This window comes from Pseudomonas sp. KU26590 (assembly GCF_026153515.1).
Taxonomy (GTDB): Bacteria; Pseudomonadota; Gammaproteobacteria; order Pseudomonadales; family Pseudomonadaceae; genus Aquipseudomonas.
The window spans coordinates 5,596,400-5,618,041 of the sequence record NZ_CP110644.1 but is presented as its reverse complement, the minus strand read 5'-3'; the positions used below and the strand labels follow the sequence as shown (position 1 = coordinate 5,618,041).

The 21,642-nt window shown below is 57.8% G+C and carries 20 protein-coding genes; 11 read left to right on the top strand and 9 right to left on the bottom strand.

Annotation, left to right across the window (positions count from 1 at the left end):
• The first annotated feature begins 211 nt into the window (after nucleotides 1–211).
• The 3 genes from OKW98_RS24965 (at nucleotide 212) to OKW98_RS24955 (ending at nucleotide 2,821) form a co-directional block, all read left to right on the top strand.
• Nucleotides 212–976: a sulfite exporter TauE/SafE family protein gene (locus OKW98_RS24965; protein WP_265387099.1), complete on the top strand. Its 765-nt coding sequence runs from the start codon at nucleotides 212–214 to the stop codon at nucleotides 974–976.
• 213 nt (nucleotides 977–1,189) lie between these two features.
• Entirely contained in the window at nucleotides 1,190–1,774 is a 585-nt protein-coding gene (locus OKW98_RS24960) for an NAD(P)H-dependent oxidoreductase (RefSeq protein WP_265387098.1), read from the top strand.
• A 150-nt stretch (nucleotides 1,775–1,924) separates the two neighbouring features.
• Complete coding sequence (locus OKW98_RS24955) at nucleotides 1,925–2,821, top strand: LysR family transcriptional regulator (protein WP_265387097.1); 897 nt, start codon at nucleotides 1,925–1,927, stop codon at nucleotides 2,819–2,821.
• Between the two features lie 160 nt (nucleotides 2,822–2,981).
• Here OKW98_RS24955 and OKW98_RS24950 read toward each other — a convergent pair whose 3' ends face one another.
• Nucleotides 2,982–3,860 carry a LysR family transcriptional regulator gene (locus OKW98_RS24950; RefSeq protein WP_265387096.1) on the bottom strand — a complete coding sequence of 293 codons (879 nt, stop codon included), beginning with the start codon at nucleotides 3,858–3,860 and terminating at the stop codon, nucleotides 2,982–2,984.
• A gap of 182 nt (nucleotides 3,861–4,042) precedes the next feature.
• Between OKW98_RS24950 and OKW98_RS24945 the strand changes: the two genes are divergently transcribed.
• Entirely contained in the window at nucleotides 4,043–4,918 is an 876-nt protein-coding gene (locus OKW98_RS24945; RefSeq protein WP_265389832.1) for a DMT family transporter, read from the top strand.
• A 47-nt stretch (nucleotides 4,919–4,965) separates the two neighbouring features.
• Here the strand turns inward: OKW98_RS24945 and OKW98_RS24940 are convergent, their stop codons facing one another.
• Entirely contained in the window at nucleotides 4,966–6,033 is a 1,068-nt protein-coding gene (locus tag OKW98_RS24940) for a M12 family metallo-peptidase (protein WP_265387095.1), read from the bottom strand.
• 596 nt (nucleotides 6,034–6,629) lie between these two features.
• On the opposite strand from OKW98_RS24940, the gene ggt reads away from it, so the two are divergent.
• Complete coding sequence (gene ggt / locus OKW98_RS24935; RefSeq protein ID WP_265387094.1) at nucleotides 6,630–8,297, top strand: gamma-glutamyltransferase; 1,668 nt, start codon at nucleotides 6,630–6,632, stop codon at nucleotides 8,295–8,297.
• Nucleotides 8,298–8,440: 143 nt separating this feature from the next.
• Here ggt and OKW98_RS24930 read toward each other — a convergent pair whose 3' ends face one another.
• Nucleotides 8,441–10,024 (bottom strand): peptide chain release factor 3, encoded by a 1,584-nt coding sequence (locus OKW98_RS24930; RefSeq protein WP_265387093.1) that lies wholly within the window; start codon nucleotides 10,022–10,024, stop codon nucleotides 8,441–8,443.
• A 333-nt stretch (nucleotides 10,025–10,357) separates the two neighbouring features.
• Here OKW98_RS24930 and OKW98_RS24925 point away from each other — a divergent pair, with 333 nt between their 5' ends.
• From OKW98_RS24925 to OKW98_RS24910, 4 genes are read left to right on the top strand one after another with little or no spacing between them, the layout of a single operon-like run.
• Nucleotides 10,358–11,071: an ABC transporter permease gene (locus tag OKW98_RS24925; protein WP_074886589.1), complete on the top strand. Its 714-nt coding sequence runs from the start codon at nucleotides 10,358–10,360 to the stop codon at nucleotides 11,069–11,071.
• A gap of 28 nt (nucleotides 11,072–11,099) precedes the next feature.
• Nucleotides 11,100–12,068, top strand: a complete 969-nt coding sequence (locus OKW98_RS24920; protein ID WP_416147672.1) for a glycine betaine ABC transporter substrate-binding protein — start codon at nucleotides 11,100–11,102, stop codon at nucleotides 12,066–12,068.
• Nucleotides 12,065–12,718 carry an ABC transporter permease gene (locus OKW98_RS24915; RefSeq protein WP_265387092.1) on the top strand — a complete coding sequence of 218 codons (654 nt, stop codon included), beginning with the start codon at nucleotides 12,065–12,067 and terminating at the stop codon, nucleotides 12,716–12,718. Before OKW98_RS24920 ends, OKW98_RS24915 begins: the two co-directional genes overlap by 4 nt.
• A gap of 11 nt (nucleotides 12,719–12,729) precedes the next feature.
• Entirely contained in the window at nucleotides 12,730–13,899 is a 1,170-nt protein-coding gene (locus tag OKW98_RS24910; RefSeq protein ID WP_108120962.1) for a betaine/proline/choline family ABC transporter ATP-binding protein, read from the top strand.
• A 130-nt stretch (nucleotides 13,900–14,029) separates the two neighbouring features.
• On the opposite strand, the gene OKW98_RS24905 is transcribed toward OKW98_RS24910, so the two are convergent.
• Nucleotides 14,030–14,491 (bottom strand): hypothetical protein, encoded by a 462-nt coding sequence (locus tag OKW98_RS24905; protein ID WP_074886583.1) that lies wholly within the window; start codon nucleotides 14,489–14,491, stop codon nucleotides 14,030–14,032.
• 119 nt (nucleotides 14,492–14,610) lie between these two features.
• Here OKW98_RS24905 and OKW98_RS24900 point away from each other — a divergent pair, with 119 nt between their 5' ends.
• Entirely contained in the window at nucleotides 14,611–14,886 is a 276-nt protein-coding gene (locus tag OKW98_RS24900; protein WP_265387091.1) for a hypothetical protein, read from the top strand.
• A 26-nt stretch (nucleotides 14,887–14,912) separates the two neighbouring features.
• Here the strand turns inward: OKW98_RS24900 and OKW98_RS24895 are convergent, their stop codons facing one another.
• Nucleotides 14,913–16,247, bottom strand: a complete 1,335-nt coding sequence (locus OKW98_RS24895; protein WP_265387090.1) for an N-acetylmuramoyl-L-alanine amidase — start codon at nucleotides 16,245–16,247, stop codon at nucleotides 14,913–14,915.
• Nucleotides 16,248–16,250: 3 nt separating this feature from the next.
• Nucleotides 16,251–16,739, bottom strand: coding sequence for a hypothetical protein (locus tag OKW98_RS24890; protein WP_265387089.1), 489 nt, complete (start codon nucleotides 16,737–16,739; stop codon nucleotides 16,251–16,253).
• Between the two features lie 536 nt (nucleotides 16,740–17,275).
• Here OKW98_RS24890 and OKW98_RS24885 point away from each other — a divergent pair.
• Entirely contained in the window at nucleotides 17,276–18,439 is a 1,164-nt protein-coding gene (locus OKW98_RS24885) for a type III PLP-dependent enzyme (RefSeq protein WP_074886578.1), read from the top strand.
• A 55-nt stretch (nucleotides 18,440–18,494) separates the two neighbouring features.
• On the opposite strand, the gene OKW98_RS24880 is transcribed toward OKW98_RS24885, so the two are convergent.
• The 3 genes from OKW98_RS24880 to OKW98_RS24870 all read right to left on the bottom strand — a co-directional run bounded on the left by OKW98_RS24880 (nucleotide 18,495) and on the right by OKW98_RS24870 (nucleotide 21,642).
• Nucleotides 18,495–19,271, bottom strand: coding sequence for a hypothetical protein (locus OKW98_RS24880; protein ID WP_265387088.1), 777 nt, complete (start codon nucleotides 19,269–19,271; stop codon nucleotides 18,495–18,497).
• Nucleotides 19,272–19,368: 97 nt separating this feature from the next.
• Complete coding sequence (locus tag OKW98_RS24875; RefSeq protein WP_265387087.1) at nucleotides 19,369–20,514, bottom strand: alpha-xenorhabdolysin family binary toxin subunit A; 1,146 nt, start codon at nucleotides 20,512–20,514, stop codon at nucleotides 19,369–19,371.
• 129 nt (nucleotides 20,515–20,643) lie between these two features.
• Nucleotides 20,644–21,642: an alpha-xenorhabdolysin family binary toxin subunit B gene (locus tag OKW98_RS24870; RefSeq protein WP_265387086.1), complete on the bottom strand. Its 999-nt coding sequence runs from the start codon at nucleotides 21,640–21,642 to the stop codon at nucleotides 20,644–20,646.

Here is a 21,642-nt window from a genome sequence, read left to right as displayed (position 1 = left end):
GTCAGGGGATCCTAGGAAAAACCGGCTACCGGTGAAACGTTACAAATGGCAAGTCGGGTTGGCAGAAATGGAAAGCTGCGGTATCAAATCGCTATTCAGTGACGTCGTGCTGACTATTTTTCTGTTATCGCAGCTGCCCAAATGTGTTGAAGTGGCGCCGATTGCAACGCCCGATGTTTTCCCTCTTCGACCTTTTCGCAGGATGCGCCCCATGGATGGTTTCCTATCGCTTTATCAGAACCTTGGCTGGACTTTGTCAGTGTTGGTGCTGCTGACATTTTTGCTGGCGGGGACGGTCAAGGGCGTCATCGGCATGGGGTTGCCGACCGTGGCCATGGGCTTGCTCGGCGCGATGATGCTGCCGACCCAGGCGGCGGCGTTGCTGCTGATTCCCTCGACACTGACCAACTTCTGGCAGCTGGCAACCGGCGGGCATTTGCGAGGACTGTGTACGCGGTTGTGGCCGCTGTTGTTGATGATCGTCATCGGCACGCTGCTCGGCTCCTACGCGCTGGGGCTCGGCAACGGGCACGGCATGGCGAGGGCGCTGGGCGGCGCGTTGTTTGTGTATGCACTGTGTGGCTTGTTCCTGCCGACGCTCAAAGTACCGCCCGCTGCCGAGGGCTGGCTCGGGCCGTTGTGCGGATTTATCACCGGGCTGGTCACCTCGGCCACCGGCGTCTTCGTGATTCCCGCGGTGCCCTACATTCAGGGCCTGGGGCTGGATCGCAATGAACTGGTGCAGGCGCTGGGTCTGTCGTTCACTGTCTCGACCCTGGCACTGGGTGCTGGTCTGTTCTGGAACGGCGCAGTCGGCAGCGCCGAAATGGGCGCCTCGTTGCTGGCGCTGATTCCTGCTTTGCTCGGCATGATGTTCGGGCAGTGGCTGCGTCAACGCATCAGCGCCACTGTGTTCAAGCGGATGTTCTTCATCGGCATGGCGCTGCTGGGCGCGCACTTGATGATCGCTGGCTGAACACGGGGTGTCCCGCCCGCATTCACGCTGTAGGCCAATCAACGTAAATTCATCAATAGGCGCCTGACTCGTGATTCAGGCGCAAATGTATTTTGCCCCTCTTCGGCTTATTCCCCTCTCGCCTGATCGATATTCTGCCGTCCATTCCAATTGAAGACCCTCAATCCGGCACCGCTAAACAGCGGGCTGCGTTGACGGCGGACGAGGCTTGAAATGAAAAAAGTACTGTTTCTCAATGGCGGCAAACAATTCGCGCACTCCGACGGTCGCTACAACACCACGCTGCATGAAGCCGGCCTGGCGCTCCTGGACCGTGCCGGGTTTGACGTGCAGCAGACCTTCATCGACGGCGGCTACGACGTGGCCGAGGAAGTGCAGAAGTTTCTCTGGGCGGACGTGACCATCTGGCAGATGCCAGGCTGGTGGATGGGCGCGCCGTGGACGGTGAAAAAGTACATCGACGAAGTCTTCACCGAAGGGCACGGCAGCTTGTACGCCAACGACGGTCGCACCCGTTCCGATGCCTCCCAACGGTACGGCAGCGGCGGCTTGCTGCACGGCAAGCAATACATGATTTCCGCTACCTGGAACGCGCCGCAACAAGCGTTCGACGACCCGGCAGACTTTTTCGAAACCAAGGGCGTGGATGCCGTGTACTTCCCGTTCCACAAGGCCAACCAGTTCCTGGGCATGACCGGTCTGCCAACCTTCCTGGCGGTGGACGTGATGAAGATGCCGAACGTGGAGGCGGACGTTAAGCGGTATGAGGCGCACTTGGCCTCGGTGTTCGGGATCTGAGCGCGAGGAGCGAGTTACTAGCTTCAAGCGTCAAGCTTCAAGCTCACGGCTTACGGCTTTTAGCGCCTGACTTGCAGCTCAGTGCTTGTAGCTTGTAGCTCTTGCCAGCAAGCGCGCTAATATCCAGTCTCTTGTGAGCGGGAGGCAACAGTGAAAGCCAGGTCAGATGAGTTGCAGGTGTTTGTCACGGTGATCGAAAGCGGCTCGATTTCCGCTGCGGCCGAGCAGGTCGGGCAGACGCCCTCGGCGATCAGCCGCACGCTGTCGCGACTTGAAGGCAAGCTAGGCACGACGTTGATCAACCGCACCACGCGGCGCATGGACCTGACCGAGGAGGGCAAGTATTTCCTCGAGCGGGCCAGGCAGATTCTGGATCAGATGGAAGAGCTGGAAGAGCGCATGTCGGTGCGACAGCAGACGCCGTCCGGTCGTTTGCGGATCAACGCGGCGTCACCCTTCATGCTGCATTCCATCGTCCCGTACGTCGCCGAGTTTCGCGCGCTGTACCCGGACATCCAGCTGGAGCTGAACAGCAACGATCTGATCATTGATCTGCTGGAACAGAGCACCGATGTGGCGATCCGCATTGGCGTGCTGGCCGATTCCACGCTGCATGCCCGGCCCCTCGGCAGCAGCCCGCTGAATATTCTGGCTAGCCCCGAATACCTCGAACAACACGGCACGCCGAAAACCGTGGCCGCGCTGAGCGGACATTCACTGCTCGGCTTTACCCAGACAGAAACGCTCAATCACTGGCCGTTGCGCCACGCCGACGGGGATCGGCTGTTCATCCAGCCGACGGTTTCGGCCTCCAGCGGCGAGACGTTGCGCCAATTGGCGTTGGCGGGGGAGGGCATCGTGTGCCTGTCGCACTTCATGACCCACGAAGACATCCGCCTGGGCCGTCTCACCGTCATCCTGCCCCAGGCCAACAGCGGCTATCGGCAGCCGATCCACGCCGTCTACTACCGCAACTCGCAGCTGGCATTGAGGATTCAGTGCTTTCTGGATTTCATTCAGAAAAAGCTGGCGGTGTACGCGGCGTGAACCTGCTTACATTCCCTGTGGGAGCGTGGCTTGTCCCGCGATCTGCCGGGAATCGGCAGCAAACCCTGCAAACGCGGTCTGTCTGGAGGACTTGATTGGAATGGTTTTGCTACTGCTGCGCAGCAGATCGCGGGACAAGCCACGCTCCTACAGGCAGGTATCACGCCTCACTAATCCCGCTGAACTCCGCCCGCAACATCTCCACAAACGCCTCCCGCGCCGGGTGGTGCTCGGCGTTCTCGTGCCAGTAAAACAGGTTGTCTATGGAGGTCAGTTCAGGGAATTCATAACCGACCCAGCCCGAGCCTTTCTGGTACTGCTCGTAAACGCCCTTGGGCACCAGCGCCACCCCGGCGCCGGCGCTGACGCAACCGACGATGGTGCCGTAATTGGCGATGCTGACGATGGGCTGAGTCTGGCCGTCGTGCTGCAACCAGCGCTCTAGCGCCGCGCGATAAGGGCAGCCTTCGGGCCACATGAAAATCGATTTGCCCTGCAGATCCGCGGCGCTGCGAATCGGCCCCATCGACTCGGCGGCAATCAGTACCAGATCCTCCCGGTACATCGATGTGCGCTTGAGCCGTGGGCGTTTGACGTCGATGGCAACAATGGCGCCATCGAGCTTCTGGTTGAGCGTCGCGTCGAGCAGTTGCGTGCCGGTGCCCGTCGTCAGCTCCAGTGACACCTGCGGATAACGCGCATGAAAGCGCGCCAGCAGTCGCGGCAGCCGCGCGGTGGCCGAGGATTCAATGGCGCCGATACGCAACGGCCCGGAGGGCGCGGCATCGGGATGCACCGCGCGTTTGGCTTCGTCGGCCAGACTGAGCATTTTGCCGGCGTAAGTCAGGAAGATTTCCCCCGCCGGGCTGATGCGCAACCCTCGGCCCTGACGGTAGAACAACTCGGTGCCCAACTCCGCCTCAAGCGCCTTGATCCGCGCAGTGATGTTCGACGGCACGCAGTGCAACACCTCCGCGGCGCGGGCAATGCTGCCGGTGTCGGCGATGGTCTTGAACATGCGAATCTGGGCCAGTTCCATTCATCACCAAAAGTGAGTGTTTACGTCATTATTGTTCGGTTGTGGTGAGCATAAGTTGTTTCGATACTCGCAGCCATGGGCAGGCGCCGGGCCTGTCGGCAGGAGTTATCGAAATGAGCGTGGTGGCTGAACCCGTTTGCAGTTCGGATACACCGGTGAGTGCTGCGGTGCCGTGGCAAGGGATGAAAGTTGCCCTCGCCACGTTCTTCGTGGTCGCCTGCTGGGGCTTTTCGCCCACCGGCATTCGTATTGGTTTGCAGGCCTATGAGCCGGGGCATCTGGCGCTACTGCGCTTCCTGATTGCATCGGTGTTCATGCTGCTAATCGCCTCATCGCAACGCATCGCGTTACCGCGCCTGAAGGATCTGCCGTTGCTCGCGGTGTTGGGTTTCTTCGCCGTCAGCCTGCACCACATCGCTCTCAACTTCGGCCAGGCCGGCGTGAGTGCCGGGGCGTCCAGTGTGCTGGTGCAATCGACGCCTTTGTTTACCGCGCTGCTGGCGCATTTCGTGTTCAAGGAGCGGGTCAGCGCCTGGCGTTGGGGCTGTGTTGCGCTCGGGTTGGTGGGCGCGGCGATTGTCGTCACCGGTGATCGGGGCATTGGCCACATGGACGCGCGCGGGCTGCTGATTCTGCTGGCGGCGTTTTCATGGAGCGTTTATTTCTCGCTGCAGAAGCGTCACAGCCACCGGTACGACGGCCTGACTATGGTCTGTTATACGGTCTGGGCGGGCACGGTGTTCCTGCTGATTTACTTGCCGGGTCTGATGGGGGAAGTCTTCAACGCGCCGCTGAGGGTCAATGTGGCAGTGGGTGTGCTGGGGCTGTTCCCCAGCGCACTGGCGTATCTGGCTTGGGCCTACGTTCTGAAGCACATGGAGGTCAGCCGCGCGTCCATGAGTTTGTACCTGACACCGCCGATGGCCATCGCCATCGCCTCGGTGATGCTGGGCGAGTTGCCGTCGCAGCGTGTGATCGTCGGGTCGATTGTGGTGCTGGCGAGTGTCTTGGCCCTGAATATGCGGCGGGAGCGGGTAAAGCTGATCGTGGCGAGCTGATCGTACCCGGCTGATCGTACGAAGCTTCGGGCTGAAACCTGGTGCCGCTATTGGCCGTAGTATTTTGAAATGCTCTGTTTGGTGAGCTCCAGCATCCGGCGGTTGTCAGCGCTCTGAGCGTCGCCCATAGGGACGCCGTTGTATCGCAGATCGGGATTGGACCATGCGTTCAGAACTGGGCACCCGCTCGACCATGGCACACAGGGATAAGCCATGAGTGTTCTCCATTGTGCAGCGTCAACTGTGTAGCGATATCCATGGGCATAGGAATACGGACCCTGTCCTGAGTCGTTCTCGGGGTTGTGGCGAGCAGACTGTAAATGACCCAGCTCATGGGCGAATGTCTGGTTGAAGATGCATCGATAGTTCACGGCAGCGACTGCTGTAGCGGCAGTCGAGCCTACCTGTTTTGCCAGGCCGCAAAGATAATCGCCCTCAAGAACGCGGCCGTAATCATCAATCAGCATGACCACGTCGCTGAAGGACTTCTCCCTGATGACCATACTATCGTCCATGTACCCATCCTTGGGATCCATCAGGCGACTCATGTCCAAATCCAAAAAGTTGGATGAGCTGTAGTCCGTCACTTGGTATGCACTCAACCTGAGGCTGATGCCGATATCACTGTTGATATAGCTTTGGTTCGCCTGAGCGACTGCCAGCTGCATCAAGGCGAGCATGTCGCCGTCATAGGCGTCCACGGCTCTCTGCATGATGACGGTGAATACGTCTATAACCACATTACCCGCCGATTCGGTCGGTGATGATTTTTCCAGGACAGCCCCAGATCCAGATGGCATGGGGGCATTGACCTCATCGGGCATTTCCGACTCGTCCAATTCCACGATGAGGTGCTTGCCATTTTTCATAGGCCATAGCCAGAAGAGTCTGGCGCCGTGACGAATGACGCCCGTTACACCGGTCTTCGACTTAACCAGCGTGATTGAATTGAGAGGATCCTGTCGTGCTGCGTTGAAAGGCTCAATGTTGATATGCGGCTCTAGATTTCCATACCAGACAGTCATGTCTGACACGTCCTTTTCGCGCGCTTCATCACGCGGAACAGACACTTTTGAAGGCTGGTTCAGTTGTTCACTGCGAACGAATGTGGCCAACAGCGTTGCTCCATCTATCTCCAGCGCCAGGGTCGAATGATCTTTAATCTCGCGTCGATATCCGCTTCGCTTATCTGGATGGTCGCTGGGAATGAATGCTGCGCTTTCAACGTCGCTGATGCGTCGAAATCTCGCTCAACAAGTGGCCGGCCTGATTTCAGAAATGGCGTCTCAGCGGCCGTTGCCGGTGTGGCCGCCGCCAGGGGCATTAGGAATACTAACCAGGCCAATATCCTTATCACGGTGGTGCTCCGTTCTGGTTAAACGCCCAGTGGCTTTACTTGATCGTAGGTATTTCAAGACGCTGTATTAGATTCGTTGGCGATGCAGACAAGGGCTGTTATTGCGATTGATTTCGGACCGCAGGGATGATGTGCGGCAGGTTGAATCAGGTATCGAGTGCTTCAGGTCAGACCACGAACGGCGTCACACCACAGGACTGGCCGACCTCATCACGGGGCAAGCCGGTTACCCGCGTGTGGCCGTTTGCGTTTGCGGCAAGTTTCATCATTAATGTGCAGCGGGACCGTTAGTCTCTTCAGCCTTCAGACAGCCCATCAGTTACAAGCTGTCGCATTTGTCATCAAGGAAGCCCCATGCGTGCAGTGATCCTCAAAACCCTTGCCCTGTCGGTGATCTTCGCCGCGAGTTCGCCGGTGTATGCCGTGGTGCTGGAAGGCGGGGCCGTTGCGTCCCCGGATCAATACGGTGCCCAGGTCGCTGCGCAGATTCTGAAAAAGGGCGGCAATGCCGTCGATGCCGCTGTCGCCACGGCCTTCACCCTGGCGGTCACCTACCCCGAAGCGGGCAACATCGGCGGCGGTGGCTTCATGACCCTGTTCATGAACGGCCGGCCTTACTTTCTCGACTACCGCGAAGCCGCGCCGAAAGCGGCCACGCGCAACATGTACCTGGACGACAAGGGCGAGGTCATTCCGGGCATGAGTCTGGTTGGCGCACGTGCCTCGGGCGTTCCCGGCACCGTGATGGGGCTGTGGGAAGCCCATGAAAAATTCGGCAAGCTGCCGTGGGCCGAGCTGCTGACGCCGGCCATTGGTTATGCCAAAAACGGCTTCAAGGTCGCCGACAAGCAATACATGTATGGCGCTGAAGCGATCAAACAGCTCAACGGCAAGACCAATTTTGCGGATTACTTCGGCGACATGAAGACCGGTGAGACCTTCCGTCAACCGGAGCTGGCCAAGACCCTGGAACGCATCGCCAACAAAGGCGCCAACGAGTTTTATCATGGCCAGACGGCCGACCTGCTGGTGGCGCAGATGCAACACGACAACGGCCTGATCACCAAAGAGGACTTGCATGACTACAAGGCCATCTGGCGCAAGCCGCTGCACGTGAATTTCAACGGCAACACGCTTTATACGGCGCCGCTGCCCAGTTCCGGCGGCATCGCGCTGGCGCAACTGATTGGCATGAAACAGCTGCTTGCTGATGACTTCAAAGACGTGCCGCTCAATTCGGCTCGCTACATCCATTTGCTCGCAGAGATCGAAAAACGCGTGTTCGCCGATCGTGCCAACTACCTGGGCGATCCGGACTTTTCCGTGGCGCCGGTGAGTCAGCTGACTGACAACGCCTACCTGGCCAAGCGTGCCCATGAAGTGAACCCGACGGCGATTTCGCCCACGGAAAACGTGAAGGCCGGGCTTGAATCGCACCAGACCACGCACTTCTCCATCGTCGATGCCAAGGGCAACGCGGTGAGCAACACTTACACCCTGAACTGGGATTACGGCAGCGGCGTGGTGGTGAAGGGCGCGGGTTTTTTGCTGAACGACGAGATGGATGATTTCAGTTCCAAGCCGGGCGTTGCCAATGCGTTCGGCGTGGTGGGCGGGGATGCCAACGCTATCCAGCCCGGCAAGCGCATGTTGTCGTCGATGAGCCCGAGTCTGGTCACCCGCGATGGTGCGGTGACGCTGGTACTGGGCACGCCGGGTGGCTCACGGATTTTCACCACGGTGTTTCAGGTGTTGAACAATATCTATGACTTCCACATGCCGCTGAAAGACGCCGTCGCGGCGCAGCGGGTTCATCACCAGTTGCTGCCGAAAGACACGATCTACACCGAGAAATTTGCACCGCTGGCGAACCCGGTGGCCGACGAGCTGACGGCCATGGGTTACACGCTGAAGGACCAGGGCTGGTCGATGGGCAACGTGCAGGCGATCAAGATCGACGGCTCGAAAGTCGAGACCGCGTCCGATCCGCGCGGGCGGGGAGTGGGGATGGTGGTGAAGTGAGGGCGTGACGGCTGATTGATCGTTCCCGCGCTCCGCGTGGGAATGCATCCCTGGACGCTCTGCGTCCGCAGTCAAATGACGCGGAGCGTCGGCAGCGGCGTTCCCACGCAGAGCGTGGGAACGATCACACGACCGGCTGAGCCTTAGTGATGCTCCCGCGTCGCGCGGAATTTCACGTCGGGCCAGCGCTCTTCCATCAAGGCCAGGTTGACCCGCGTCGGCGCGAGGTAGGTCAGGTGACCGCCGCCGTCCACGGCCAGGTTTTCCACCGCCTTGTTCTCGAATTCCTCGAGCTTCTTCTTGTCGCTGCAATCAATCCAGCGGGCGGACCACACGGTGATCGGCTCGTAGGCGCATTCGACTTTGTATTCTTCCTTCAGGCGGCTGGCGACCACATCGAACTGCAGCACACCGACGGCGCCGAGGATGATGTCGTTGCTGCGCTGCGGGAAGAACACCTGAGTGGCGCCTTCCTCGGCCAGTTGCTGCAGACCCTGGCGCAGCTGCTTGGATTTCAGCGGATCCTTCAGGCGCACGCGTCGGAACAGCTCCGGGGCGAAGTGCGGAATACCGGTGAAGCTCAGGGCTTCGCCTTCGCTGAAGGTATCGCCGATCTGAATCGTGCCGTGGTTGTGCAGGCCGATGATGTCGCCGGCGTAGGCCTCTTCCAGTTGCTCACGCTCGCTGGAGAAGAACGTCAGCGCGTCACCGATGCGCACGTCCTTGCCAGTGCGCACGTGGCGCATCTTCATGCCCTTGTCGTACTTGCCCGAGCAGATGCGCATGAACGCGATGCGGTCGCGGTGTTTCGGGTCCATGTTCGCCTGGATCTTGAACACGAAGCCCGCGAATTTCTCTTCGATCGGCTCGACCGTTCGCTCGTTGGCGACACGGGCCAGTGGTTCCGGTGCCCAATTAACGACAGCGTCAAGCACGTGGTCGACACCGAAGTTGCCGAGCGCTGTCCCGAAGAATACCGGCGTCAGTTGGCCGTCGAGGAATTCCTGCTGGTTGAATTCGTGACAGGCGCCTTGCACCAGCTCCAGCTGATCGACAAAGCGATCGTACTCATCACCCAGGTGCGCCCGCGCTTCGTCGGAGTCGAGCTTCTCGATGATTTTCACATCGGTGCGCTCATGGCCATGACCGGCGGTGTACACGATGATGTAGTCGTCGGCGAGGTGATACACGCCCTTGAAATCGCGGTAGCAACCGATCGGCCAGGTGATGGGCGCAGCCTTGATTTTCAGGACCGCTTCGATCTCGTCGAGCAGCTCGATCGGGTCGCGAATGTCGCGGTCCAGCTTGTTGATGAAGCTCACGATCGGCGTGTCGCGCAGGCGGCAGACGTCCATCAGTGCGATGGTGCGGGGCTCAACGCCTTTACCGCCATCGAGCACCATCAGCGCCGAGTCGACAGCGGTCAACGTGCGGTAGGTATCTTCGGAAAAGTCTTCGTGGCCCGGGGTGTCGAGCAGGTTGATCATGTGATCGCGATACGGGAACTGCATGACCGAGGTGGTGATGGAAATCCCGCGCTGCTTCTCCATTTCCATCCAGTCGGACGTGGCGTGGCGGTCGGATTTACGCGACTTCACCGTACCGGCGACGGAAATGGCCTTGCCCATCAGCAACAGCTTTTCGGTGATGGTGGTCTTACCCGCATCGGGGTGGGAAATGATGGCGAAAGTGCGGCGTTTCGCGACTTCGGCGGCCTGTCTGGTCATGGGAAATCGCCCGAGAGGTGATTCAAAAAAAGGGCGGCGATTATAGCCCAAACCAGAGCAATAACCGAACCGTTCAGTCAATAAGGGGTGGCCAGATACCATCGCACGTGGGAACCTTTGCGGTTAAGGAGACGTCCATTCCCAGGTATCGCAAGACGCCAAGGGTTGCAAAATCAGCTAGTTAGCTTGACGAAGCTGCGCTCATGGCTTGTGTTTTCGCCGAGGTATCAACCTTTCCGGCGACCCACCCGCTGCTCTTCGCGAACGTTCGCGTGCTGCCTGAAAGGCCAGTTCCACGCCAGACGTTCGCCGACTGAAATAAGGAGTCCGCCCGTGGCAAATCGCTATGGCAAGGGGCTGTTGGGAGGTGTGATTGTCATCGCACTCCTGGCCCTGCTGGTCCAATGGATCGGCATCAGTACCATCAGGCAGTATCAGGATGATCTGCTGTTTTATCTGCAAGCCCATGTCTGGCTTGTGCTGGCTTCGATGCTGGCGGCACTGGTGGTCGGGATCCCGACCGGCATTGTCCTTAGCCGACCGAACATGGTTGGCCGCGCCGAACGCTTCATGCAGATCTTCAACATCGGTAACACCGTTCCTCCTCTCGCCGTGCTGGCCATCGCTCTGGGTATTCTGGGCATCGGCAGCGGTCCGGCGATCTTCGCTTTGTTCCTCGCTTCGTTGTTGCCCATCGTGCGCAACACCTACGAAGGCCTGAAAAACGTTCAGGGTTCCCTCAAAGAAGCCGCGCGCGGCATCGGCATGACGCCGCGTCAGGTGCTGTGGCGTGTCGAGTTGCCCAATGCCGTGCCGATCATCATCGGCGGTGTGCGCGTGGCGTTGGCGATCAACGTCGGGACCGCGCCACTGGCGTTCCTCATTGGCGCGAACAGCCTGGGCAGCCTGATTTTCCCCGGCATCGCCCTGAACAATCAGCCGCAACTGGTGCTGGGCGCCGCGTGTACTGCGTTGCTGGCGCTGCTGCTCGATGGCGCCGTGACCCTGGCAAGCCGTCTCTGGCTGGAACGCGGCCTGGCTCGATAAGTCGAGCCCCGCTGAGAAAGGAATTGGTATGAAGAAGTTATGCACATTGATCATGGGCGCGTGCCTGGCGCTGTCTGGATTCGTCCAGGCGGCCGACAGCACCCCTGAAAGACCGGTATTGCGCGTTGGCGCACGGGTCTTTACCGAACAGGCGCTGCTGGCCGAAATCACCGCGCAGTATCTGCGTGAGAAGGGCTATGACGTTCAGGTCACCGGCGGTCTGGGCAGCAGCTTGGCGCGCAGTGCCCAAGAGTCCGGCCAGTTGGACATGTTGTGGGAATACACCGGCGTTTCGCTGGTGAACTACAACCATGTCGATGAAAAACTCGACAGCGATCAGACCTACCAAAGGGTAAAGGAACTGGACGCGAAGAGGGGCCTGATCTGGCTTTCTCCGTCCAGGTTCAACAACACCTACGCGCTGGCCCTGCCTGACAAAATTGCGCAGAAGTACCCGCAGGTCAACACCATGTCCGATCTGACCGCCATCCTCAAGGATGAGGCGAAGGAAGGACACATCGTTGCGCTCGACACCGAGTTCGCCAACCGTTCCGATGGTCTGGTGGGCATGGTCAAGCACTACGACATGAACCTGAGCCGTGAAAACACCCGTCAGATGGATGCAGGGCTGGTCTACACCGCGCTGCGCAACGGGCAGGTGTTTGCAGGGCTCGTTTACACCACCGACGGTCGTCTGGATGCCTTCAAATTGAAGGTGCTCAAAGACGACAAGCACTATTTCCCGGACTACACCGCCGCGCCAGTGATCCGCAAGGACTACCTGGACAAGCATCCGCAGCTGGCCGAGCAGCTCAAGCCGCTCGCGGCATTGCTGGATGACAAGACCATGCGCGGGTTGAACGCGCGTATCGACGTCGACCATGAAAACCTGGCGACCGTGGCCTCTGACTTCCTGCGTTCGCACCCGATCAATCCTTCTGCCGATAGCGTGCCGGTCCCGCCGGCGACGGCAGCAAAACAGGAGGGGAAACCATGAGCTTCCTCAGCGTTTTCTCCCATATGGACTGGAACCAGGTGTTTCACCTGACCCTGCAGCACATCACCCTCGTCGGCATTGCGGTGACGTTGGCGATTGTCGTCGGCGTGCCCTTGGGCGTGTTGATGACGCGCTTTCCGAGCCTCGCCGGGCCTTTGCAGGCCAGCGCTACCGTGCTGCTGACCATCCCGTCGATTGCCCTGTTTGGCTTGCTGCTGCCGTTTTATTCGAAGTTCGGTCAGGGCCTTGGCCCATTGCCAGCGATCACAGCGGTGTTCCTCTATTCGCTGTTGCCGATCATGCGTAACACCTATCTGGCCCTCACGGGCGTTGATCCAGGTATCCGCGAAGCCGCGAAAGGCATCGGCATGACCTTCGGCCAGCGCTTGCGCATGGTCGAGCTGCCGATTGCCGTGCCGGTGATCCTCGCCGGCGTACGCACCGCCGTGGTGATGAACATCGGCGTCATGACCATCGCCGCGACCATCGGTGCCGGTGGTCTGGGTGTACTTATTCTTGCCTCTATCAGCCGCAGCGATATGTCGATGCTGATTGTCGGCGCCGTACTGGTCAGCATTCTGGCCATCTTTGCCGACCTGCTTCTGCAATGGCTGCAACGCTCGCTGACTCCAAAAGGATTGCTCAAATGACTGTCAAAACCATGATCGAACTGCAAAATCTTTCCAAGACCTTCCAGAGCAACGGCAAGGAAGTGAAGGCCGTCGATTCAGTGAGCCTGACCGTCAATGAAGGCGAGATCTGTGTGTTCCTGGGTCCGTCGGGCTGCGGCAAAAGTACAACGCTGAAAATGATCAACCGCCTGATCATGCCGACCTCCGGCAAAGTGCTGATCAATGGCGAGGACACTACAGGCCTGGACGAAGTCACCCTGCGCCGCAACATCGGCTACGTGATCCAGCAGATCGGCCTGTTCCCCAACATGACCATCGAAGAAAACATCGTGGTCGTGCCCAAGCTCCTCGGTTGGGACAAGCAGAAATGCCACGACCGCGCCCGCGAACTGATGAGCATGATCAAGCTGGAACCCAAGCAGTATTTGCATCGCTACCCGCGCGAATTGTCGGGTGGTCAGCAACAGCGCATCGGCGTGATTCGTGCGCTGGCCGCAGACGCGCCTCTGCTGCTGATGGACGAGCCGTTCGGTGCGGTCGACCCGATCAACCGCGAGATGATCCAGAACGAGTTTTTCGAGATGCAGCGCGCGCTGAACAAGACCGTGATCATGGTCAGCCACGACATCGACGAAGCCATCAAGCTGGGCGACAAGATCGCCATCTTCCGCGCCGGCAAACTGCTGCAGATCGACCATCCGGACACCCTGCTGGCGCACCCGGCAGATGATTTCGTCAGCAACTTTGTCGGCCAGGACAGTACGCTCAAGCGCCTGTTGCTGGTCAAAGCCGAAGACGCGGCGGACAACGCGCCGTCCGTGAGCCCGGAAACCCCAGTCGCCGATGCGCTGGAAATCATGGACGAAAACGACCGCCGCTACGTTGTGGTCACCGATGCCGAAAACAAGGCGATGGGCTACGTCCGCCGCCGCGACCTGCACCGTCAGGCCGGCACGTGCGACCAATACCTGCGCCCGTTCAACGCCACCGCCGCCTACGACGAACACCTGCGCATCCTGCTGTCACGCATGTACGAGTTCAACCGCTCGTGGCTGCCGGTGCTGGATGCCGAGAATGTGTTCCTGGGTGAAGTGACGCAGGAATCCATCGCGGCTTACCTGAGCTCCGGCCAGTCGCGCGGGATGAAGACCAGCATTGTTTCGCCGGCTGAGTTGGTGGAACAGGCTGCGTTGAGTTGAGGTGAAGGGCCTGGGTGCTTTGGTGCCCGGGCTGGCTCTGCGTCAATGAACTCGCTTCTACAGGTAAAATGCACTGTCCTGTGGAAGCGGTTATACACGGTGGGGGCAAGCAATTGTGGTGGGATTTATACTAGTCCCTCGTTGCGCTACCAAGTTGCGTCAGCGTAATCCGATAACTTCTTAACTGATCTCCTTCAGTAACATACTCTTCACTGAAATAGAGGTAGACCGCACCTTTCAGCGTTATGGCTACGCCATCGGGTGTTTCTTGAATTACTACGTTTTCCAAAGCGCTGTCCGTGATCAGGAATTCACCCCCTTTATTAAGTTTTTTGAGTAAGTCTGCATCATTACCGTCAAGCGGCTTGCTGATAAAGAATCGTAAAGTGTCCATGTCAGTGACCATCGCACCGTAACGGGTGATATATAGCCAGTCGCCCTGAGGGAGCTGCCGTTTCAAAACCACCTCATCAGCGTCGCTTCCGAATTCAAAAAAGTCGCCGAACGATGCATTGAAAATCAAAACCGCTACAAGCAACCAGAATGCATGTTTGTAGGTGAACCCAAGATTCGTATCGCTTACGGTATTCATAGATTTTTAAGGGGGCGTAGCAACGGATTCGCCCGAGATTGGTTAGGCGGGTTGCAGGTCAATGGCGACGCACTCGTCATGATTATGATTCAGTAGATTCGCACTGATACCGGAGAATCATGCGTTTCGGTGAGTTCGTAAATTTGCTTGCACTTGTGAAAGTCGTCCATCGTATTTATGGGAGTATCAAAACCTACGTAATATTTGCAAAAATCGATGGCGTACTGTCGCTCCTCGGTCTCCAGATATCCATTCCAGTTATCCTCATGATCACTGCGAAATACATTGATGAAGCTGATTTTGTAGGTTGGGCGTTTTTTAATGAAAAATGTCAACTGATCGTCTTCTATCCATCGTGTTTGGTAAAAGCCCAAAAAAAGGAGTGGTGGAATTAATAACGCGATTATGAGCGAGATTTTTTTCATGCTTCAGGGGGCCTGTTCAAGGAAGTTTTGAGTCTAATTAAATTGACGAGGGTCATCCCAATATTTCCCGGACAGATTTTCCCATTGGCTTTCTGGCGTGGAAATTCTTTATGACCACCCAGTCGGGTGATGTTGAAAACGCTTTTCAACGCATTGACGAGATTTAAGGTCGCATCAGCCTGTTGGAGCGGGATTTCATTGGTGGTACTAAAACCGATGGCGTCCAGCACGCTTCTTCCCCATGCAGTGGGGCCTCCTCCTTCTTCGGTCGTGGTCAGGTTGTTGAGCAATACAATGCTGATCACGGCAGTGTTGTATAACTCAACACCTGATGCTTTAAATCGAATATCTCTACCCTCATAAACAATGCCCGAGCAGTCGATTCCAAAGTGATAGCCGATGTCATCGAATTTTTTCTCCTCAAGATGTGTTCTTAGCGCTTCTTGCATTTGGTTCGCACCCTCCCCGCAGGAATAACTCCTCCCTGCGTGATGAAGCGCGATCATTGTGTAGTCCCAGTCTCGAACCAAAGCCTTTTTAGGCGGCTGCGCATGCCACTCCGACCGCTCAACAAACCCATGCCCCAACTCACGCACCTTCCGAATGATCGCCTCGCGCGTCGCGGCCCGATCATTCACGGTGATCACCATGGGCTTGGGCGTATCCCCGTGGATCAACGTCTCGACCCGCGTCGTAGTGGTCACTTCCCGCGTCGTCATTCCCGCAAGCTCGTTCAACTCGCGCGCGGGCGAGCGGAACATGACGTGGAGGGAAACGACAGAATCTGCTGAAGAACCCTCAACGCGCGCCATTCCGCTGCTGTCGGTGGTACCCGACTTTTGCTGACCATCCACCGTCGCCGTGAATGTGCGGTTCGCGAGGGGCTGCCCCGTTTCGCTGTCGCGGATGGCGAACGCACGGGCGAAGATTTTCCCCGGCGCCGGAGTGGTGTGTGGATAAAGAGAAGACAGGGTATTCGGCGTGGGCATAGTGGGGTGTGGCGCCGCAGGGGCGTCCGGTGCCGCTCGACTGGCCCCCGCGCGTCCTGACCGCGAGGCAATCAATCGATTGGTGCCCGGCGGACATGCGCACAACACAAGCGCGTCGTGCACGGCGGTCGGAATGCCATCCCACGTGAAGCTGTCGTCCCCTTCGACAATTTCGCCAACTTGCCCACACACGCCGCAGGAGCTGGTCTTGTCGCCGAGCCGCAATGCCATGCGGCCATCTTCCAGCGAAGTTTGAACAAGGCTGGCGTGGCAGATGGCGCCGGTGGTGGTTAGGTCGCCGTCGAGGCCTTGCTCCCGGCCGTTGATATCGAAGATTGTCATGCTTCAATTCTCCACGTCGGGCAGAAAGTCATCCGGCCAGGCGACATCCTTGCGCTGGAGCAGAAGAAGAGAACCCTGCGACGTGTTGATGATCTCGTCGCCGTTGCTCAAGCGGCTGCCCACCAGTGCCATTTGGCTGTTCGCCTTTCCTGCACCCGTGACGACCTGGGCCATGGTGCCATCGGGGTAAACGGCGCAGTCACCGACGCGAGCACCTGCGACCTTGCTTCCGTCCGCCAGTCTGAACTCCACGCCAAGGGCGCCTCTCACGATCACACCGCCATCGCGGGTCTGGCTGCCTTCCGCCGCCACCCGGAAAATGCCGGTGCAGGGGTGGGCTTGCTTGTAAGCCTCACTCTCTCTCACCTGAGCCAGCGCTGCCGGACTGAACGTGGTCAGCGCCTCTCCCGAAAAGGGCGGTCGATCCAGATCACGCAGGTACTCGGAGGTGACGTCATTGTTGTACAGCGGGGAATAGGCAGTCTTGTGCATGACTTTGATCCTTGGTCAGGTTGATTCAGCGCCTCGTACAGTTCGAGCGAAGCGAATGGACGCCAACCCTAGTGATCAGGATCAATGGGATACGTGGGGGAGAGAGATCCGGTGCGTAGGGCATTTCAGGTGATCAGGTAGCCGATGTCTGACGGACAGGTGGCTTTCGTGACGGATTGCCCATTTGCCACCCACCGGGAACATCACCCTGTCACATCGGTCGGTTACTACGGGTTGATTGAACGCGCGTGGAATTCCCGTCTGGCAAAAACGGGCAGAAACGCGACATTTTTAGTTGATCTCCGGCCCCTCAGGTCCTACAGTTCGCGCCGAACGTCCATGCTGGAAACGATCCATCCGGCTCAAGTACTGACGACGAGACAGCAAGGCCACGGGACAGAGCGTTCCCATGGCCTTTTTGCTTTCGGCCGAGCAGCCTTGGGAAGTAGGCGAACCAAAGTGGGGATACGGAGGACGTTCACGAGCCGCGTGCTCACACCCATTGTTTTTTACCGTTTGCCAACAGGAGTCCCCGCATGTCGATCCAGGTCGAAGACTATTTCGAGAAAAGCACCTTCGAAAAAATGAAGGCGTTTGCCGACAAGCAAGAAACCCCATTTGTGGTCATCGACACCGCGATGATCGGCAAGGCCTACGACGACCTGCGTGCAGGCTTCGAATTTGCCAGCATCTACTACGCCGTGAAAGCCAACCCGGCCGTTGAAGTCATTGACCTGCTCAAGGAAAAAGGCTCCAGCTTCGACATCGCCTCGATCTACGAGCTGGACAAAGTGATGGATCGCGGCGTCAGCCCGGATCGCATCAGCTACGGCAACACCATCAAAAAATCCAAGGACATCCGCTACTTCTACGAGAAGGGCGTGCGTCTGTTCTCAACCGACTCCGAAGCGGACCTGCGCAACATCGCCAAGGCCGCGCCGGGCTCGAAAGTCTACGTGCGTATCCTCACTGAAGGCTCGACCACGGCTGACTGGCCGCTGTCACGCAAATTCGGCTGCCAGACCGACATGGCGATGGACCTTTTGATCCTCGCCCGCGAACTGGGCCTGGTGCCCTACGGCATCTCCTTCCACGTCGGTTCGCAGCAGCGTGACATCAGCGTCTGGGACGCCGCGATCGCCAAAGTAAAAGTGATCTTCGAGCGTCTGAAAGAAGAAGACGGCATCGTTCTCAAGCTGATCAACATGGGTGGCGGCTTTCCCGCCAACTACATCACCCGCACCAACAGCCTGGAAACCTACGCCGAGGAAATCATTCGCTACCTGAAAGAAGACTTCGGTGACGACCTGCCGGAAATCATTCTGGAGCCGGGCCGTTCGTTGATCTCCAACGCCGGTATTCTGGTCAGCGAAGTGGTGCTGGTGTCGCGCAAATCCCGTACTGCCGTCGAGCGTTGGGTTTACACGGACGTGGGCAAGTTCTCCGGCCTGATCGAAACCATGGACGAAGCCATCAAGTTCCCGATCTGGACCGAGAAGAAAGGCGAAATGGAAGAAGTGGTCATTGCAGGCCCGACCTGCGACAGCGCCGACATCATGTACGAGAACTACAAGTACGGCCTGCCACTGAACCTGGCTATCGGTGACCGCCTGTACTGGCTGTCCACCGGTGCGTACACCACCAGCTACAGCGCTGTTGAATTCAACGGCTTCCCGCCGCTGAAATCGTTCTACGTTTAAGCGTCTGCTGTAGCAATAAGCGGCTCCCAGTAGGGTGCCGCTTTTTTTTTGCGCTTCAAATAACGAATCGAAGAATGTTGTCGAAGGTGTAATCGATCAGGCGCTGGGCCTCGCGTGCCGAGCTGGCCGCTGATTGACACGACACAGTCATGCGCCGCGCAGGTTGATTGGCCTTCAGCGTGCGGATCTCCAGGACGGTGGCGTTCAACAGGCCGGACAGCCGCGAACAATAGGCCCCCATATTCCCCGCCGAGAGGATCGCCGTGTTGTAGGCGCGACGATGCCATTCCAGGCTGCTTCTTGCCGAAGCGAGACTGCTCTCGTCCGTCACCGCGCTGTTAAGCGTTCCTGGTACGTTGCTGGACGTTCCTTTGACCAGCAGCCCTTTGCGTTCCGCGTATTCATAGGCCCTCACGTGCATGAAGTCCATGAACCGTGGAATGGTCTGCGTGGCGCATTCGATGATGCGGTCGCATTCCGCCTGTTGCCGCTTGAACGCTGCCTCGTGGCGCAGCATATCCTGCGTGAGCTGCGCGATTCGGCTGTCAAACGGATTGCTGTCCAGCAGTGCGATCATGTCGGCCAGTGTCTTTTGGGTGTCCTGATGGAGCGCGCGAATCTGCTTCGCGCTGCTGTGCCACAGCGGGCTGCCTTGCCGCGCGGTGGCGACGACCTGATCCATCGCGGGCTCTTTGTATTTACCGTATTCGGCCTCAGGCACCAAACCGAGTTTGATTTTGAAGGCTTCAATATGTTGGGGAAGCTTTTCCAGATAGCCGATGTTGAAGCCCAGATAAGCGACGTCGTCGTACTCGATGAGATGTGTTGTCATTTTTCGCCCTCCATGGCGTTACAGCGCGAACCCGATGCGTTGCCACTGCAAGGTGGCTTGGCATTTTGCGTGATCCTGAATATTCGAATTCGCTAGGTCATTGATGTCCATGATTCTTGCGGAAGTCACGGTCTGCTTCTTTGAACACCTTGAGTAAGGTGTCCGCGTCGCGTTTTATTTGAGCCCAGGGTTGGGCCACGAGGTTGAAAGCATTCAAGAGGCGACGCAGGGACAGCGCGCTGTCGATTCTTCCTGCTTCCTGAACCGAATGAGTCAGGTAGGTATGTAGGCCGTTCCACACAACAACCATGTTTTGAGTAGCGATGTCTGCATCCAGAATGACCCGTGTCAAGTCATGCCAATCACTGCGAACGCGATGAAGTGAGCCGTGAATCCTGTTTTTCTGCTCAAGCAGAATAACGCTGGCCTCCTGTTGCTGACGCAGTGCGCTTATCTGTTTGCGCACTTTATCTGCCTCGGCGCTGCGATAAAGCCCCAATGCGGGTACAGCGATACTGTCACCGGCGGACTTTTGGACCAGCGCCGTGTATTCACGCTGCTTATCTTCAATGTCAGCACTCCGTCTATCGACGACGTCTATCAGCGCTTTAATGTCGGTTGGCAACTTACTGGTGTCGATGCTCCGTAGCTTGAGCCGTACCTCGGGCATCACTTCGGCCGACAATTCTTGAGCGAAGGCATTGAGCCGGCGCTTGAGTAACTCGGTTACATTTCGACGCTGCAGAACGAGCGATGCGACCTGCTGGATGTACTGCAAAAACTCCGCCTGATCTTTCGGATCAAGCTTTTCGGACGACGTGGCCTTGATCTCGTTATAGAGGTGTCGTACTCCGTTTGCGTAAACCAGCATCTGATCGGCGAAAACCCAGAGTTCGCTGCCGACATTCATCAGATCGGTGCGAAGCGGGTTCCATTGCAACGCATGTTGATGAATACGATTGAAAGTCGTCTGGAAGTCCCGGGCTTCCAGATGCGGGCCCGCGCCGGTCTCGTAGCCAAGGTAAAAAATGACATCGTTGAGTGCCGTTGGAACTGCGAGACCGCGGGTTTCATAACGCTTCAAATCAATCAATTGCTCTGTCGTAAGAATGAGCCCAGGCGCACGAACGGCGCCTTCTGACGTGCCCGCTGCAGCGGAAATCAACGTACCGGGCAGCCGCTCCGCCAAGTCAAGTTTCTCATCGCGAATGGGGGCGTCATCCAGTGGTTCGGATGATTTCATGTCGTTAATCCTTTAAAGAAATGAGGTGCCACGGAGAGCGCTGTTATGACCAGCACACTCCGGGCATGAGGCCGGGACGAACATCCTTGAACCTCCCGGCCGCAGTGTTGCGCATTATCGGGGATGAAATCAGGCCATGACCTTCAAATGTTTCGCCAGCGACAGTACGTCCGCGGCAAATTGAGCGACCCCGTCCTGATCGGCGCCATTGACGTTGCTATGGGTACTCAGGAAGGAGCGGGAAGCCGTGACGCACTTTTCGTATTCGGCAACGTACTGCGCTCGGTGGTCGTCGAAACGATGGGATTCGGTCACCAGATCTTTTTTCCACGAGACCAGACGCAGCTCTTCTTTCTTCGCAAGCGCGCGCTCGATCAGGTCATTGATCTGTTTGCGCAGCCTGTCACGAGCTTCAATCATGCCCACATAATTGATCAGGCTCTCGGCCCTTTCCAATACCTGCAAAGCCACATTAATAGCCGCCTCTACCGCCATCACCTCGGGCGTGGCCATTCCCAGTTTGGTGATTTCCTGAGCGCTCAGCGCTGTATCTTTGGCGATCTGGGTGAAGCCTTTGGCTTCGATCAGCGCCATCGCTTCCGTCAGCGCCTTGCGTTTTGCGTCCAGCGCGTTTTGACGTTCTGTGATTTCAAGTACTTCTGTCGGCAGGCGTGCCTGATCCGCTTCGAACTGAGTGATGTATTTGTCCGTGGCCGTGCGATCAATCGGGGCGGCCATGGCAGGAATCAAGCTTTTGAGTACCTGCTCTTTTTCGCTTACGTACCCTATGATGGTCTGGACCCGTTTACCAATGTCTTCGATGATGTCTTCATGGTCGGACTCAGGTGGGTTGCGTAACTCGGATTGCAGGTATCGAAGCGCATCAACCTGCCTGTTTGTTTCGCTTTCCAGTGAGTTGACGGTCTCACGCAGCTGGAAATCAGCAGTACGCAGCGCTTGGTCCTGGCCAGAGATTCGGCTGTGCAAAGACGGGAGGTACTGTGTCTGAATGAACAACCTTTTAACTTCAATGGTTGCCTCATTCGCCTTGGTTTTCGCCTGTCGAAACGCTTGCGGGTTCAGCATTGGGTATTCGATGCTGCCTGGGAATTGAGCAATAGTGTTCAT